The following is a 12,989-nucleotide window of genomic DNA, read 5'->3' as shown; positions in this document are numbered from 1 at the left end:
CGATTTCCCATGCCCATCTACGCCTACAAGTGCAGTGCCTGCGGCTTTGCCAAAGACGCTTTGCAGAAGATGTCCGACGCGCCCCTGAAGGTGTGCCCGGCGTGCGGCGCGAGCGCGTTCGAGAAACAGGTCACCGCCGCCGGCTTCCAGCTCAAGGGCTCGGGCTGGTACGTGACCGACTTCCGCGATGGCGGCGGCAAGAAGTCCGAGCCCGCCACGGCGCCCGCCTCGGGCGACGGCGCCAAGCCCGCCGATTCCGCGCCGGCCGCGTCCTCGCCCACCGCCGCCCCGAGCCCCGCTCCGGCGGCCCCGGCGCCCGCGCCGGCCCCCGCAAGCAGCGACTGATCGGCCGCCATGCTCGCCTTGCGCAAATGGTTGTTCTCCGGCTTGCTGGTGATCGTTCCGCTGTTCATCACCCTGGCGGTGCTGAAGTGGATCATCGACACGCTGGACCAGACGCTCTGGGTGCTGCCCGGCGCCTGGCAGCGCTGGCTGTACGAAAACAACATCCGCGGGCTGGGCGTGCTGCTCACGCTGGCCATCCTGCTGGTGGTCGGTGCCATTGCGAGCAACTTCGTGGGCAAGCGCCTGCTGGGCTGGGGCGATGCAGTGGTGCGCCGCATTCCGGTCGTGCGTTCCATCTATTCCAGCGTCAAGCAGGTCTCGGACACGCTGTTCTCCGAAAACGGCAATGCGTTCCGCACGGCAGTGCTGATCCAGTGGCCGCGCGAAAACGTCTGGACCATCGCCTTCGTGACCGGCGCGCCGGGCAACGAGGTGGCCACGCACCTGGGCAACGAAGACTTCCTCAGCGTCTACGTGCCCACCACGCCCAACCCCACGGGCGGCTACTTCGTGATGCTCAAGCGCAGCGACTGCATCGAACTCAGGATGAGCGTGGACGAAGCGCTCAAGTACATCGTCTCGATGGGGGTGGTCGTTCCCGGCGGCCCCGCCGTGCTGGCGACCAAGCCATCCAACTCATAAAAACGAACGCGCCGCCAAGGCGCCGGAAGTCCTCTCTATGGCCATGCGTACTCACTATTGCGGTCTCGTGACCGAAGCCCTGATGGGCCAAACCGTTACCCTGTGCGGCTGGGTCAACCGTCGCCGCGACCACGGCGGCGTGATCTTCGTCGACGTGCGCGACCGCGAAGGTTATGTGCAGGTGGTGTGCGACCCCGATCGCGCCTCCACCTTCGCCGTGGCCGAGAACCTGCGCAACGAGTTCTGCGTGCAGATCACCGGCCTGGTGCGCGCGCGCCCCGAGGGCACGACCAACGACCAGCTCAAGAGCGGCAAGATCGAAGTGCTGTGCCACGAACTGAAGGTGCTGAACCCCTCGGTCACGCCCCCGTTCCTGCTGGACGACGACAACCTGTCGGAAACCACCCGCCTCACGCACCGCGTGCTCGACCTGCGCCGCCCGGCCATGCAGCGCAACATGATGCTGCGCTACAAGGTGACGATGGAGACCCGCAAGTTCCTCGACGCCAACGGCTTCATCGACATCGAGACGCCGATGCTCGGCAAGTCCACGCCCGAAGGCGCGCGCGACTACCTCGTGCCCAGCCGCGTGCATGACGGCAGCTTCTTCGCGCTGCCGCAGTCGCCCCAGCTGTTCAAGCAGCTGCTGATGGTGGCCGGCTACGACCGCTACTACCAGATCGTGAAGTGCTTCCGCGACGAAGACCTGCGCGCCGACCGCCAGCCCGAATTCACGCAGATCGACATCGAGACCTCCTTCCTCGCCGAAGAAGAGATCCGCGAGATGTTCGAAGGCATGATCCGCAACGTGTTCCGCAACGCGGCGGGCATCGACCTGCCGGTGTTCCCGACCATGACGTACGCGGACGCGATGTTCAAGTACGGCTCCGACAAGCCCGACCTGCGCGTGAAGCTCGAATTCACCGAACTCACCGAGCTGATGAAGCGCGTGGAATTCAAGGTGTTCTCCAACGCCGCCACCATGGCCGGCGGCCGCGTGGTCGCGCTGCGCGTGCCCGGCGGCGGCGCCGAGGGCGGCCTGTCGCGCGGCGAGATCGACGCCTACCAGGAATTCGTCAAGATCTACGGCGCCAAGGGCCTGGCCTACATCAAGGTCAACGACGCCGCCGCCGGCCGCGAAGGCCTGCAAAGCCCCATCGTCAAGAACCTCGACGACAACGCGCTGGCCGAGATCATCGCCCGCACGGGTGCGCGCAACGGCGACATCCTGTTCTTCGGCGCCGACAAGGAAAAGATCGTCAACGACGCCATCGGCGCGCTGCGCATCAAGATCGGCCACAGCGCCTTCGGCAAGAAGAGCGGCCTGTTCGACGACCGCTGGGCACCGCTGTGGGTGGTCGACTTCCCGATGTTCGAGTTCGACGAGGAAGGCCAGCGCTGGAGCGCCGTGCACCATCCGTTCACCGCGCCGAAGGACGGCCATGAAGACCTCATGGACACCGCCCCCGAGAAGTGCATCGCCAAGGCCTACGACATGGTGCTCAACGGCATCGAGATGGGCGGCGGTTCGGTGCGTATCCACCGCGAGGAAGTGCAGAGCAAGGTGTTCCGCGCGCTGAAGATCAGCGCCGAGGACGCGCAGCTCAAGTTCGGCTTCCTGCTGGACGCGCTGCAGTACGGCGCCCCGCCGCACGGCGGCATCGCCATCGGCCTGGACCGCCTGGTCATGCTGATGACCGGCGCCGAGTCGATCCGCGACGTGATCGCCTTCCCCAAGACCCAGCGCGCACAGGACCTGCTGACGCAGGCGCCGAGCCCGGTCGACGAGAAGCAGCTGCGCGAGCTGCACATCAAGCTGCGCAACGCCCCCCAAGCTGCCTGATGCAGCCATGACGACCAGCCCCCGGCCCTGGAAGATCCCGGAGTCGGTGCTGGTCGTGATCCACACGCCGGCGCTCGATGTGCTGCTGATCCGGCGCGCGGACGCCGAAACCGACTTCTGGCAGTCGGTCACGGGCAGCAAGGACTTGGCCGACGAGCCGCTGGCGCTCACCGCGGCGCGCGAGGTGGCCGAGGAAACCGGCATCCAGTGCGGCGAAGGCACGGCGCTGGCCTCGCAGCTGGTCGACTGGCAGCTGCGCAACGTCTATGAGATCTATCCGCGCTGGCGCGCCCGCTACGCGCCCGGCGTGACCCACAACACCGAGCATCTGTTCGGCCTCTGCGTGCCGGAGCGCGTGGTGCCGGTGCTGGAACCCCGCGAGCACACCGCGTGGCAATGGCTGCCCTACCACCAAGCCGCGGACGCCTGTTTTTCCCCGTCGAACGCCGAAGCCATTCTGTTGCTGCCAGAATTTGCGCGATGAACCAGCCGGCAGCACCAGCAGCACCAGCGCAAAGCCTCCGGGTCGCGACCTACAACATCCACAAGGGTGTGCAGGGCATCGGACCGGCGCGCAGGCTCGAAATCCACAACCTGGGACATGCCATCGAGCAGCTCGACGCCGACATCATCTGCCTGCAGGAAGTGCGCAAGATGAACCGGCAGGCCGCCGCCCGCTTCGCGCACTGGCCGGAACTGCCGCAGGCCGATTTCCTCGCGCCCGAGGGCTACACCGCCGTCTACGAGACCAACGCCGTCACCCGCCACGGCGAGCACGGCAATGCGCTGCTCACGCGCTGGCCGGTGCTGCGCACCAGCCACCAGGACATTTCCGACCATCGCTTCGAGCAGCGCGGCCTGCTGCACGTGGTGATCGACGTTGAGGGCCGGCGGGTGCACGCCATCGTGGTGCACCTGGGGCTCATCAAGGGCAGCCGGGTGCGGCAGGTCGCCCGTTTGCGCGAATTCATCGACCGCGAGGTACCGCCCGACGAGGCCGTGGTGGTGGCGGGCGACTTCAACGACTGGGGCGCGCGCATGCGCTACGCCATGAACGCCATGGGCCTGCGCGACACCAGCGACCTGCGCGGTCCGCGCACGCTCACCTATCCCTCGCGCCTGCCGGTGGCCCAACTCGACTTCGTCTACGGACGCAGGCTGGAGCCGCTGGCCTGCACGGTGCCGCGCGGTCCCATCTGGGCCCGCATGTCCGACCACCTGCCGCTGGTGGCCGATTTCACGCTCCTTAATTGATAGCATCGCTCCAAGAAGGGACGGGCGTTGCGGCCCTGAATCTCTGGAGCCATTCACTGGTACGATCCCCGCCATGCTGAGGAAAACCGACGTCGAACCCCTTCCCGATCGAAAAGACGACGACGAGGGTACGCCCGTCTCCGTCAAGATCCGCGAGCGCATCACCGCCGCGCGCAAGCGCTTCAATGCCAACGACAACATCGCCGAGTTCATCCAGCCCGGCGAACTGGAAGCGTTGCTCGACGAGGTCGAGGTCAAGATGAAGGGCGTGCTCCAGAGCCTGGTCATCGACGTCGAGAACGACCACAACACCGACAACACTGCGCGCCGCGTCGCCAAGATGTATGTCAACGAGGTGTTCCGCGGCCGCTACGTGGCGCCGCCCTCGCTCACCGAATTCCCCAACGCCGAGCACCTGAACGAGCTGATGATCGTCGGCCCGATCACCGTGCGCAGCGCCTGCTCGCATCACTTCTGCCCGATCATCGGCAAGCTCTGGATCGGCGTCATGCCCAACGAGCACACGAACGTGATCGGCCTGTCGAAGTACGCGCGCCTGGCCGAATGGGTCATGGGCCGTCCCCAGATCCAGGAAGAAGCCGTGGTGCAGCTGGCCGACCTGATCCAGGAAAAGACCCAGCCGGACGGCCTGGCCCTCGTCATGGAAGCGGAGCATTTCTGCATGGCCTGGCGCGGCGTCAAGGAAATGGACAGCAAGATGATCAACTCCGTGATGCGCGGCGTGTTCCTCAAGGACCCGAGCCTGCGCCGCGAATTCCTTTCTCTCCTTCCCCGAAAGAGCTGAGCCATGCTGGTCCGACTTCTCTACGCCAGCCGCGCCGTCGACACCAGCCCCCAGGCCATCGAGTCGATCCTTGCGCAATCGCGCACGCACAACACCACCTGCGGCATCACCGGCATCCTCTGCTATGGCGCGGGCACCTTCCTGCAGGCCATCGAGGGCGGGCGCATGGCCATCAGCGAGCTCTACGGCCACATCCAGCGCGATGCGCGCCATAAAGACGTGGTGCTGCTGCACTACGAGGAAATCTCCGAGCGCCGCTTCGGCGGCTGGACGATGGGGCAGGTCAACCTGTCGAAGCTCAATGCCTCGACGCTGCTGAAATACTCCGAGAAACCCGAACTCAACCCCTACGCGGTTTCGGGCAAGGTCTCGCTGGCGCTGCTCGAAGAACTGATGGCCACCGCCGCCATCGTCGGCCGCCACTGATCCAGGGGTGCCGCTCTCCGCATTCGCGCTGATCCTGCTGGCCGGGATCATCCATGCCGGCTGGAACATCGTCGCCAAGAAGGCGAACGGCGATTCGCGCTTCAGCTTCCAGACCAGCGTGTTCAACATGCTCATCTGGGCGCCCGTGGGCATCACGCTGGGCTGGAACGTGGTGCCCGGCTGGGGCATGGCCGAGTGGGGCTTCGTCGTGCTCAGCGGCGTGCTGCACATCTTCTATTTCGTCGTGCTGCTGCGCGGCTACCGCAAGTCGGACCTGACGGTGGTGTATCCGCTGGCGCGCGGCTCGGGGCCGCTGCTGTCGTCGCTGGTGGCGGTGCTCTTTCTTGGCGAGAAGATCAGCCTCCTGGGCGTGGCGGGCATCGCGGGCGTGGTGCTCGGGGTCTTCCTGGTGGCGGGCGGTCCGAAGCTGTGGCGCAAGGCGCATGACCCGGTGCAGCGCGAGCGGGTCCACAAGGGCATTCGCTACGGCGTGCTGACGGGCGGCTTCATCGCGGCCTACACGGTGGCCGACAGCTACGCGGTCAAGTTCCTCGCCATGTCGCCGATCCTGCTGGACTACTTCGGCAACCTCGTGCGCATCGTGCTGCTGCTGCCGGTGGCGCTGAAGGACCCGGCCACGACCGCGCGCATGTGGCGCTCGCAATGGAAATATGCGCTGCTGGTGGCGGCGTTCAGCCCGGTGTCGTATGTGCTGGTGCTGTACGCCGTGCAGCAGGCGCCGATCTCGCACGTCGCGCCGGCGCGCGAGGTGTCGATGCTGTTCGCGGCGCTGATCGGCGGTCATCTGCTGCGCGAAGGCGACCGGCTGCTGCGGCTGCTGGGCGCGATGTTCATCGCCGCCGGCGTGGTGGCCCTCGCACTGGGCTGAGGCAGCGATGCTGTTCGGCTGCGATTTCTCCAGCGCGCCGTCCTCGCGCAAGCCCATCGTCGTTGCCATCGGCGAACTGCAAAAGGACGGCGTCGTGCTGCTCGACGGCCTGCGGCGCTTTGCCTCGCTCGACGCGTGGGGCGATTGGCTGCGCGGCACGCCCGCGTGGGTCGGCGGTTTCGACTTTCCGTTCAGCCTGCCGCGCGAACTGGTCGAGCACCTGGGCTGGCCGCTGCAATGGGAGCCGCTGATGTTGCGCTACGCCGGCCAGAGCCGCGCGCAGATCCGCGACACCTTCGCGGCTTTCTGCGCGTCCCGCCCCGTCGGCGGCAAGTTCGCGCACCGCGCCGCCGACCTGCCCGCGGGATCGAGCCCGTCGATGAAGTGGGTCAACCCGCCGGTCGCGTACATGCTGCATGCGGGCGTTCCGCGGCTCCTGGCATCGGGCGCGCGGATTCCCGGGCTCCATCCGGGCACCAATGAAGACCGCATCGCGCTCGAGGCCTATCCGGGGCTGCTCGCGCGCGAGTTGATCGGCCGGCGCAGCTACAAGAGCGACGACCAGCGCAAACAGACTCCGGAGCGCCTTGCCGCGCGCACCGACCTGTTGGCCGCGCTCGAAGCCGGCAGTTCTCGGCTCGGCCTGCGGCTCGGGGTCACGGCCTCGCAGCGCGCCGAACTGCTGGCCGATGCGCGCGGCGACGACATCGACGCCGTGCTGTGCCTCCTGCAGGCCGCATGGGGCCGGCAGCGCGCCGGCAGCGAGGGGCCGGGCTACGGCCTGCCGCAGGGCTTCGATGCGCTTGAAGGATGGATCGTCTCCGCCTGAGCCTTGTTGTCCTACATGGCTTCGGGCTTCCCGCCACGTTCGGGGTCGCGGGCCAGCGCCTAGATTGAAGTCAGTGGGTCATATCGGCCCACGGTATTTAACCCACCCTCGAAGGAAGGAAGCGACATGAACAAGGACCAAGTGGCAGGACGCGTCGAAGAAGCCAAGGGCAAGATCAAGGAAGCTGCCGGCAAGGTCGTCGGCAGCGAAAAGCTGCAGGGCGAAGGCCTTGCCGACCAGGCCGCCGGCAAGGTGCAGAAGACCTACGGCGACGCAAAGGAAAAGACCAAGGACGCGATCAAGTCGGGCGCAGACAAGCTCTGACTTGCCGCACGGGGCTGCGCGTCTGGTGCGCGCGGCCCTTTTTCTTTGCAGAGAGCGAACGGAGGAAATCGAATGAACAAGCATCCCAAATCCACCGCCATGCCGCATTCGCGCGCGTGGCTTGCCGTGTTGCTGGCGGGCGCCGCGCTGACGCTGGCCGCCTGCGACAAGTCTGACAACCGCACCGCTGGCGAGAAGCTCGACAGCGCCGTTGCCAAGACCGAGCAGGCCGCCGATACCGCCGCAGCCAAGACCGGCGAGGCCGTGCGCGAAGCCAAGGCCAAGGTCGACGCATCCGGCACGACCGCGGAGGTCAAGCAAGGCATGTCCAATGTGACCGAAGCCGCCAAGGAAGCGGGTGCCGCCGTGAGCGCGAAGGTCGACGATGCCGCCATCACCGCCTCGGTTTCCGCCGGGCTGGCGAAGGATCCGGACCTCAGCGCCATCAAGATCAATGTCGACACCAAGGCCGGTGCCGTGAGCCTGAAGGGTCCGGCGCCCACCGCCGCCGCGAAGGCACGCGCCGAGGAAATCGCCAAGGGCGTGCAGGGCGTGACGTCCGTGGACAACCAGCTCGAAGTGAAGAGCTGATTCGCTTCTGGTTGAAAGCGAGCCGCAAACGAAAAAGAGCCCGGATGTTCCGGGCTCTTTCTTTTGCGGGCCCCTTTTCAGAGGCCCGGGGGATCAGGTGGGCTCAGTGCCCGAGCCAGTCCTTCAGTTCGTCTGCGTGCTCTTCTTCGTCGGCGAGGATGTCCTCGAGCATGCGGCGGGTGGTCGGGTCCTTGTCGCCGATCAGCACGATCATCTGGCGATACGACTCGACCGCGATGCGCTCGGCAATCAGGTTGGCGCGCACCATGGACTGCAGGTCGGAGGATTCGTCGTAGGCCGCGTGGCTGCGCTCCAGCAGATGATTGGGTGCGAAGTCGGGCTCGCCGCCCAGTTGCACGATGCGCTCGGCAATACGGTCGGCATGGCCGGATTCTTCGTTCGCATGCACGAGGAATTCGTCGGCAATGGCCGGCGACTCGACGCCGTTGGCGGTGAAGTAGTGGCGCTTGTAGCGCAGCACGCACACCAGTTCGGTGGCCAGCGCGTCGTTCAGCAGCTTGACCACGTCGTCGCGCCAGGGCCCGTAGCTGGGCGTGACGGCGCCGTCGTCCAGGCTCTTGCGCGCGGCGTCGAGGCCGCTCTGGTCGAGCACCAGGTGCTTGTGTTCCGAGGCCTTGTCGGAAGAGGAAACATCGGCTTTCATGGGGGGTCCTTTCGTGGGGGGCTTGTGTTCTTCTGCATCAACGTGTTGACGACGTCAGCCACGTCGGATGTCTTCAGTACCGCAGCCAGCACGGCCGTGACGGAGAGCAGGCGCCAGGGCCTCACCAGCACCAGCGCCGCACCGGTGGCCGCGGCGATGGCCATCAGCTTGGCGGGCTGCTTGCGGGCGTAGTGCTCGAGCACCGGGCGGGCCAGCTGGCCTGCCGCATGGGCCGGGTGGCGGCGCCACCAGCGCTGCAGGATGCTGCGGCCCAGAGGCAGCCAGACGCCGCCGAAGCTCGGGGGGCGATCCGCGCGGCCTGCCTGCGCGGCGGCGTGGTGTTCGTATTCCAGGTCGTCGTCGGGCGCGCTGGATGGCGCGTGGTTCAGAAACGCGTCGTGCGTGTCCTCGCCGCCGCCGTTGAGCTGGCGCACCAGCGCTCGGCGCGAGAGTGCCAGGCGTTGCTGCGGCGTCAGGGGTGTGCGTTCAGCGCTGGCCATGATGGGCTCCGGCGTCATGCAAGGCCTGGAGGTCGGCCTCGAGTTGCGAGCGCAGGTCGTCGAAACCGTGGCTCTGATTGGGGCGCGTGGCGTACCACGCGCAGAACGCGGCAATCACGACTGCCACGGCCGGCACGGCGACCAGCACCCAGTGAAAGCTGCCGTGCAGCACGCCCAGCAGCACGGCCACGCCGATCAGCCCGAGGGCCAGCATGGCGCTGGCCGCGGCCAGCACCCCCGCGACGATGCGGGCGACGAGGCCGCGCCCCGCCTGCGCAGTTTCCTGGCGGACGAGGGCGGCGTAGTTGGCGAGGTGTTCAGCGACGAGTTCCGGATGCCCGAGCACCGTGGAAAAAATCGGATGAAGCATGGTGCCGGGAATCGGTGGAACGAGCGGTCAGCGGATCAGTAGTCGTCCCGGCTGCGGCGGCTGGCCAGCACGATGAGCGCGGTGATGGCGGCGCCGGCGGCTGCGGCGATCAGCACGGAGCGCACGGGCTGGTCGGAGATGTAGCGGCCGGTGACGTCGGCGGCCTGCTCGATGCGGCGCTGGGCGCGTGCGCTGGTGGTCGATGCGGCATCGAGGCCGCGCTGGACCGCCTGCTGCACGCGGGCTGCGAGCTGCTCGACGGCCGGTTCGGCGTCGCGGCGCAGTTCGCGGACCTTTTCGCCCGCCGCATTCACCGCATTCTGTGCATACGCGCGGGTCGTTTCGACTGCTTCATTGGCGGTCTGGCGGGCGTCGTCGGCGAGCTGCGAGGGAGTCTTGGTCGTGTTCATGTGAAAGTCCTTTCCGGGAAGATGAAATGCGGGAGCCTGTTGATCGTAACTACGCTACTTGCGACGGAGCAAGCCGCCCAGGAAGCTGGCAATGGCCAGGATGGCAAAGATCACGAACAGGATCTTGGCGATGCCGACCGCGCTGGCGGCAATGCCGCCGAACCCGAAGAGGGCGGCGATGAGCGCGATGACCAGAAACACCACGGCGTAATGCAGCATGTGGAACTCCTTCGAGGCTTCCCTCGTTGTTTTGAAAAACGGCTCATCCGGGGCTTCCAGACAGGGGAGTCAGGAGGCTTCGAATGGCACAGGAGCAACCTTAAGTGCCCCCCCGGCCCGGACCTGTCAGCGGTCGGGGGCGGGGTGCGTAGGAGATGGCCGAGTAGGCGGTGGGGCCGATGACGGCGCCAGCTTCAGGCGGGGCGCACCACCGGCAGCATGGCGCTCAGGCGCGTGCCCCTGCCGGGTGTCGAGGAGACCGTCAGCTTGCCGCGGGCGGCCTCCACGCGATGCCGCATGCCCGCGAGGCCGTGCGTCGACGGGCGCAGGCGCAGGGTGTCGAAGCCCTTGCCGTTGTCCGCCACTTCCACGATCACGTGGTTCTCGTAGTTCTTCAGCACGATGGTGGCCTCGCTGGCCTCCGCATACTTGCCGATGTTGGTCAGGCTTTCCTGCACCATGCGGTAGATGGTGAGCTGGCGGGATTCGTCCATGACCACGGGCTCCAGCGCCATCTCGATCTGCAGGCCCGAGCGCTCGGCGAATTCGCGCCCGAGGATCTCCAGCGAGGCGACCAGCCCGAGGTTGGACAGCGACGAGGGCCGCAGGTCCTCGATGATGCGGCGCTTGAGCGCGATGCCGCTGTTGAGCAGCTCGGTCAGATGCTGCAGCCGCTGGATGGCGTCGGGCGCATCCGCCAGCCGCGACTTCAGGCGCGCCACGTCCAGCTTCGCGGCCGTGAGCAGCGAGCCCAGCTCGTCGTGCAGTTCGCGCGCAAGGTAGCCACGCTCGGTTTCGCGCACGTCCTGCAGGTGGGTGGCCAGTTCGGCTAGGGAGGCGGTGCGTTCCCGCACCTCGTCTTCCAGCGCGTTGCGCTCGCGCTGAAGGGTTTCCTGCTGCCGCTCGCCGATGGAGCGCAGCGCGTGCGTCTGCCGCAGGTACAGGAAGAAGGCGATCAGCGCGGCCAGCGCCACGATGGCGGTGCCGATGCGGGCCAGCTGCAGCGACTTGAGCACCTGCGCCTGGCTCTGGTGCAGCGTGTCGTTGCTGATCCTGACCAGCTCGCCCGCCGTGGCGCGGATCGAATCCATCTCCTCGCGGCCGACGTCGGTGGTGATGACGAACTTCCAGGCGTCTTCCTTGCCGTCCTGGCGCAGGCGCACGCTCATGTCCATTTCCGCCACCTTGCGCAGCACGTGCTTGGAAAGCTCCGTCAGCTGGTTGAGTTCGGCCGGCCGGCCGGCATAGAGCCGGCGCAGCGTCGCGAGGTTGCCGTCGACTTCCTTGACCGCGGTGTCGTAGGGTTGCCTGTAGCTCGTCTCGCCGGTCAGCAGGTAACCTCGCTGGCCGGTCTCGGCGTCCAGCATGTTCTGCAGGATCTGGTTGAGCGTGCCGCGCACCTGCTGCGCCTCCTCGATGTCGGCAAGGGCGCGGCTGGACTGCCGGTAGCCGGCCTCGTTGATACCGACGAGGGCCAGCGCGGCGAGCGCCGCGAGCAGCAGGCTCACGGCCATTTTTGGAGGGGCTAACCAGTGCATGAAACTTTCAAGGCTGCTTACTACGCAAGTTCGTGAATAATTGACTAACAATCAGGGACGCGGAATGTTGCGGCCCGCATGCGCGCAACACAACGACGAAAGTAACAGATGATCAAAATCGGAATTGTGGACGACCACGCCATCGTGCGATCCGGCCTCCGGCAGTTCTTCTCCGAACACGTGGACCTGCGCGTGGCGGGTGAGGCGGCCAGCGGGCGTGAAGCCATCGAACTGGTACGCACCACGGAACTGGACGTGCTGGTCATGGACCTTTCGATGCCGGGGCAAAGCGGGATCGACGCGCTCGCCATGATCCGCGCCAAGGCGCCGGACGTGGGCATCCTGATCCTGAGCGGCTACCCCGAGGAGCACTACGCGATGAACCTGATCCGTCAGGGCGCGAGCGGCTACCTCAACAAGGAGTGCGATCCCATCGAGATCGTCAACGCCATCCGCACCATTTCCCTGGGCCGGCGCTACATCACGCCCGCGGTGGCCGAACTGCTGGCCCGCCAGCTCGACCGCAAGGACGACGCCGCGCCGCACGAGCAGCTCTCGGAGCGCGAATTCCAGGTGTTCCTGAAGCTGGCCAAGGGCGAGACCGCCGGCGACATCGCCAAGACGCTGTCCCTGTCCGTGAAGACGGTCAGCACCTACCGCACCCGCCTGATGGAGAAGATGAACCTCTCCTCCAACAGCGACCTGACCTACTACGCGCTGAAGAACAAGCTGATCGATTGAGGCCGGCAGGGGTGCGGGGATGGCGCCCGGCGCGGCGCTTTCAGCCCGCGGCACGCAATGCGTTCGCCTGCGCGAGGCAGAAGTCGACCAGCGCGTCGATCTCGTTCGACTTGTCGAACACCGCGTCGACCCCGAATTCGGCGCAGCGCCGGCGGATGTCCGGCGTGGCGTAGTTGCTGAGCACCACCACCTTCTGGGCCGGGCTGCGTGCCTGGCAGGCCTGAAGCACGCCCAGGCCGCTGCCTTGCTTGAGGAACAGGTCGACGATGGCGAGGTCCCACTCGCCGGCGTGGTCCCGCAGCCATTCGCGCGCGCCGCTCTCCGTCTCGGCAAAGCCGACGACGGTGGCGCAGGTGAGCTCTTCCAGAGTGCCAATAAGGTTTTCACGGATCGTTAGGTTGTCTTCAACGACGTAAGTCTGCAATCTGGGATCCATGCCGAACCGCGCTTCCTCTTACGTTGGCAGGAGCATTCGAAGCGCCCCCGCCTGCGGGAATGCCTGCAATGGGACACTGAGGCTTTCTCGTGGCGCATCATGCAAGCTTCGGGGGCCGGGTGTTGTAGGCGGGTTCCGACTATGCATCCGCAAAGCATTGCCG

19 protein-coding genes are annotated in these 12,989 nt (G+C 66.7%); 12 read left to right on the top strand and 7 right to left on the bottom strand.

The window, feature by feature from the left end; genetic code table 11:
• The first annotated feature begins 9 nt into the window (after positions 1 to 9).
• The 11 genes from WIX39_RS25360 to WIX39_RS25310 all read left to right on the top strand — a co-directional run bounded on the left by WIX39_RS25360 (position 10) and on the right by WIX39_RS25310 (position 7,948).
• Complete coding sequence (locus WIX39_RS25360; protein ID WP_106937042.1) at positions 10 to 345, top strand: FmdB family zinc ribbon protein; 336 nt, start codon at positions 10 to 12, stop codon at positions 343 to 345.
• 9 nt (positions 346 to 354) lie between these two features.
• Positions 355 to 987 carry a DUF502 domain-containing protein gene (locus WIX39_RS25355; protein WP_106937043.1) on the top strand — a complete coding sequence of 211 codons (633 nt, stop codon included), beginning with the start codon at positions 355 to 357 and terminating at the stop codon, positions 985 to 987.
• Positions 988 to 1,024: 37 nt separating this feature from the next.
• Entirely contained in the window at positions 1,025 to 2,830 is a 1,806-nt protein-coding gene (gene aspS / locus WIX39_RS25350) for an aspartate--tRNA ligase (RefSeq protein WP_081266010.1), read from the top strand.
• Between the two features lie 7 nt (positions 2,831 to 2,837).
• A complete protein-coding gene (nudB, locus tag WIX39_RS25345) occupies positions 2,838 to 3,314 on the top strand; it encodes a dihydroneopterin triphosphate diphosphatase (RefSeq protein ID WP_081266009.1) in 477 nt (158 codons plus the stop codon).
• A complete protein-coding gene (locus tag WIX39_RS25340) occupies positions 3,311 to 4,084 on the top strand; it encodes an endonuclease/exonuclease/phosphatase family protein (RefSeq protein WP_081266008.1) in 774 nt (257 codons plus the stop codon). The genes nudB and WIX39_RS25340 overlap by 4 nt, the downstream gene beginning before the upstream one ends.
• A gap of 73 nt (positions 4,085 to 4,157) precedes the next feature.
• Positions 4,158 to 4,889: a GTP cyclohydrolase I gene (gene folE / locus WIX39_RS25335; protein ID WP_106937044.1), complete on the top strand. Its 732-nt coding sequence runs from the start codon at positions 4,158 to 4,160 to the stop codon at positions 4,887 to 4,889.
• A 3-nt stretch (positions 4,890 to 4,892) separates the two neighbouring features.
• Positions 4,893 to 5,315 carry a BLUF domain-containing protein gene (locus tag WIX39_RS25330; RefSeq protein ID WP_081266006.1) on the top strand — a complete coding sequence of 141 codons (423 nt, stop codon included), beginning with the start codon at positions 4,893 to 4,895 and terminating at the stop codon, positions 5,313 to 5,315.
• 7 nt (positions 5,316 to 5,322) lie between these two features.
• Positions 5,323 to 6,204: an EamA family transporter gene (locus tag WIX39_RS25325; protein WP_081266005.1), complete on the top strand. Its 882-nt coding sequence runs from the start codon at positions 5,323 to 5,325 to the stop codon at positions 6,202 to 6,204.
• Positions 6,205 to 6,211: 7 nt separating this feature from the next.
• The gene (locus tag WIX39_RS25320) at positions 6,212 to 7,033 is read left to right on the top strand and encodes a DUF429 domain-containing protein (RefSeq protein ID WP_409196142.1); all 822 of its coding nucleotides are present in this window, start codon (positions 6,212 to 6,214) and stop codon (positions 7,031 to 7,033) included.
• A gap of 126 nt (positions 7,034 to 7,159) precedes the next feature.
• Positions 7,160 to 7,357: a CsbD family protein gene (locus WIX39_RS25315; RefSeq protein WP_409196141.1), complete on the top strand. Its 198-nt coding sequence runs from the start codon at positions 7,160 to 7,162 to the stop codon at positions 7,355 to 7,357.
• Positions 7,358 to 7,429: 72 nt separating this feature from the next.
• Positions 7,430 to 7,948: a BON domain-containing protein gene (locus tag WIX39_RS25310; RefSeq protein WP_106937046.1), complete on the top strand. Its 519-nt coding sequence runs from the start codon at positions 7,430 to 7,432 to the stop codon at positions 7,946 to 7,948.
• Positions 7,949 to 8,051: 103 nt separating this feature from the next.
• Here WIX39_RS25310 and WIX39_RS25305 read toward each other — a convergent pair whose 3' ends face one another.
• The 6 genes from WIX39_RS25305 to WIX39_RS25280 all read right to left on the bottom strand — a co-directional run bounded on the left by WIX39_RS25305 (position 8,052) and on the right by WIX39_RS25280 (position 11,625).
• Positions 8,052 to 8,612 carry a ferritin-like domain-containing protein gene (locus tag WIX39_RS25305; protein WP_409196140.1) on the bottom strand — a complete coding sequence of 187 codons (561 nt, stop codon included), beginning with the start codon at positions 8,610 to 8,612 and terminating at the stop codon, positions 8,052 to 8,054.
• Complete coding sequence (locus WIX39_RS25300; RefSeq protein WP_409196139.1) at positions 8,609 to 9,112, bottom strand: hypothetical protein; 504 nt, start codon at positions 9,110 to 9,112, stop codon at positions 8,609 to 8,611. The genes WIX39_RS25305 and WIX39_RS25300 overlap by 4 nt, the downstream gene beginning before the upstream one ends.
• Positions 9,099 to 9,482 carry a phage holin family protein gene (locus WIX39_RS25295; protein ID WP_081265999.1) on the bottom strand — a complete coding sequence of 128 codons (384 nt, stop codon included), beginning with the start codon at positions 9,480 to 9,482 and terminating at the stop codon, positions 9,099 to 9,101. The genes WIX39_RS25300 and WIX39_RS25295 overlap by 14 nt, the downstream gene beginning before the upstream one ends.
• A gap of 35 nt (positions 9,483 to 9,517) precedes the next feature.
• Positions 9,518 to 9,892 carry a hypothetical protein gene (locus tag WIX39_RS25290; RefSeq protein ID WP_081265998.1) on the bottom strand — a complete coding sequence of 125 codons (375 nt, stop codon included), beginning with the start codon at positions 9,890 to 9,892 and terminating at the stop codon, positions 9,518 to 9,520.
• A gap of 54 nt (positions 9,893 to 9,946) precedes the next feature.
• Positions 9,947 to 10,111, bottom strand: coding sequence for a DUF1328 domain-containing protein (locus tag WIX39_RS25285; RefSeq protein WP_081265997.1), 165 nt, complete (start codon positions 10,109 to 10,111; stop codon positions 9,947 to 9,949).
• 194 nt (positions 10,112 to 10,305) lie between these two features.
• Complete coding sequence (locus WIX39_RS25280) at positions 10,306 to 11,625, bottom strand: CHASE3 domain-containing protein (protein WP_409196370.1); 1,320 nt, start codon at positions 11,623 to 11,625, stop codon at positions 10,306 to 10,308.
• A gap of 132 nt (positions 11,626 to 11,757) precedes the next feature.
• On the opposite strand from WIX39_RS25280, the gene WIX39_RS25275 reads away from it, so the two are divergent.
• Positions 11,758 to 12,390: a response regulator gene (locus WIX39_RS25275; RefSeq protein WP_007837167.1), complete on the top strand. Its 633-nt coding sequence runs from the start codon at positions 11,758 to 11,760 to the stop codon at positions 12,388 to 12,390.
• A 40-nt stretch (positions 12,391 to 12,430) separates the two neighbouring features.
• On the opposite strand, the gene WIX39_RS25270 is transcribed toward WIX39_RS25275, so the two are convergent.
• A complete protein-coding gene (locus tag WIX39_RS25270; protein WP_409196138.1) occupies positions 12,431 to 12,826 on the bottom strand; it encodes a response regulator in 396 nt (131 codons plus the stop codon).
• Positions 12,827 to 12,989: the final 163 nt, after the last annotated feature.

The organism is Variovorax sp. AB1(2024), assembly GCF_037482385.2.
Lineage (GTDB): Bacteria > Pseudomonadota > Gammaproteobacteria > Burkholderiales > Burkholderiaceae_C > Variovorax.
The sequence above is the reverse complement of the archived record's forward strand: the minus strand, read 5'-3'. Positions and strand labels throughout refer to the sequence as shown.

Coding starts and splice junctions, on each gene's coding strand:
- WIX39_RS25360 (WP_106937042.1), top strand. CDS start 10: ATGCCCATCTACGCCTACAAGTGCAGTGCCTGCGGCTTTGCCAAAGAC.
- WIX39_RS25355 (WP_106937043.1), top strand. CDS start 355: ATGCTCGCCTTGCGCAAATGGTTGTTCTCCGGCTTGCTGGTGATCGTT.
- aspS (WP_081266010.1), top strand. CDS start 1,025: ATGGCCATGCGTACTCACTATTGCGGTCTCGTGACCGAAGCCCTGATG.
- nudB (WP_081266009.1), top strand. CDS start 2,838: ATGACGACCAGCCCCCGGCCCTGGAAGATCCCGGAGTCGGTGCTGGTC.
- WIX39_RS25340 (WP_081266008.1), top strand. CDS start 3,311: ATGAACCAGCCGGCAGCACCAGCAGCACCAGCGCAAAGCCTCCGGGTC.
- folE (WP_106937044.1), top strand. CDS start 4,158: ATGCTGAGGAAAACCGACGTCGAACCCCTTCCCGATCGAAAAGACGAC.
- WIX39_RS25330 (WP_081266006.1), top strand. CDS start 4,893: ATGCTGGTCCGACTTCTCTACGCCAGCCGCGCCGTCGACACCAGCCCC.
- WIX39_RS25320 (WP_409196142.1), top strand. CDS start 6,212: ATGCTGTTCGGCTGCGATTTCTCCAGCGCGCCGTCCTCGCGCAAGCCC.
- WIX39_RS25315 (WP_409196141.1), top strand. CDS start 7,160: ATGAACAAGGACCAAGTGGCAGGACGCGTCGAAGAAGCCAAGGGCAAG.
- WIX39_RS25310 (WP_106937046.1), top strand. CDS start 7,430: ATGAACAAGCATCCCAAATCCACCGCCATGCCGCATTCGCGCGCGTGG.
- WIX39_RS25305 (WP_409196140.1), bottom strand. CDS start 8,612: ATGAAAGCCGATGTTTCCTCTTCCGACAAGGCCTCGGAACACAAGCAC.
- WIX39_RS25300 (WP_409196139.1), bottom strand. CDS start 9,112: ATGGCCAGCGCTGAACGCACACCCCTGACGCCGCAGCAACGCCTGGCA.
- WIX39_RS25295 (WP_081265999.1), bottom strand. CDS start 9,482: ATGCTTCATCCGATTTTTTCCACGGTGCTCGGGCATCCGGAACTCGTC.
- WIX39_RS25290 (WP_081265998.1), bottom strand. CDS start 9,892: ATGAACACGACCAAGACTCCCTCGCAGCTCGCCGACGACGCCCGCCAG.
- WIX39_RS25285 (WP_081265997.1), bottom strand. CDS start 10,111: ATGCTGCATTACGCCGTGGTGTTTCTGGTCATCGCGCTCATCGCCGCC.
- WIX39_RS25280 (WP_409196370.1), bottom strand. CDS start 11,625: ATGGCCGTGAGCCTGCTGCTCGCGGCGCTCGCCGCGCTGGCCCTCGTC.
- WIX39_RS25275 (WP_007837167.1), top strand. CDS start 11,758: ATGATCAAAATCGGAATTGTGGACGACCACGCCATCGTGCGATCCGGC.
- WIX39_RS25270 (WP_409196138.1), bottom strand. CDS start 12,826: ATGGATCCCAGATTGCAGACTTACGTCGTTGAAGACAACCTAACGATC.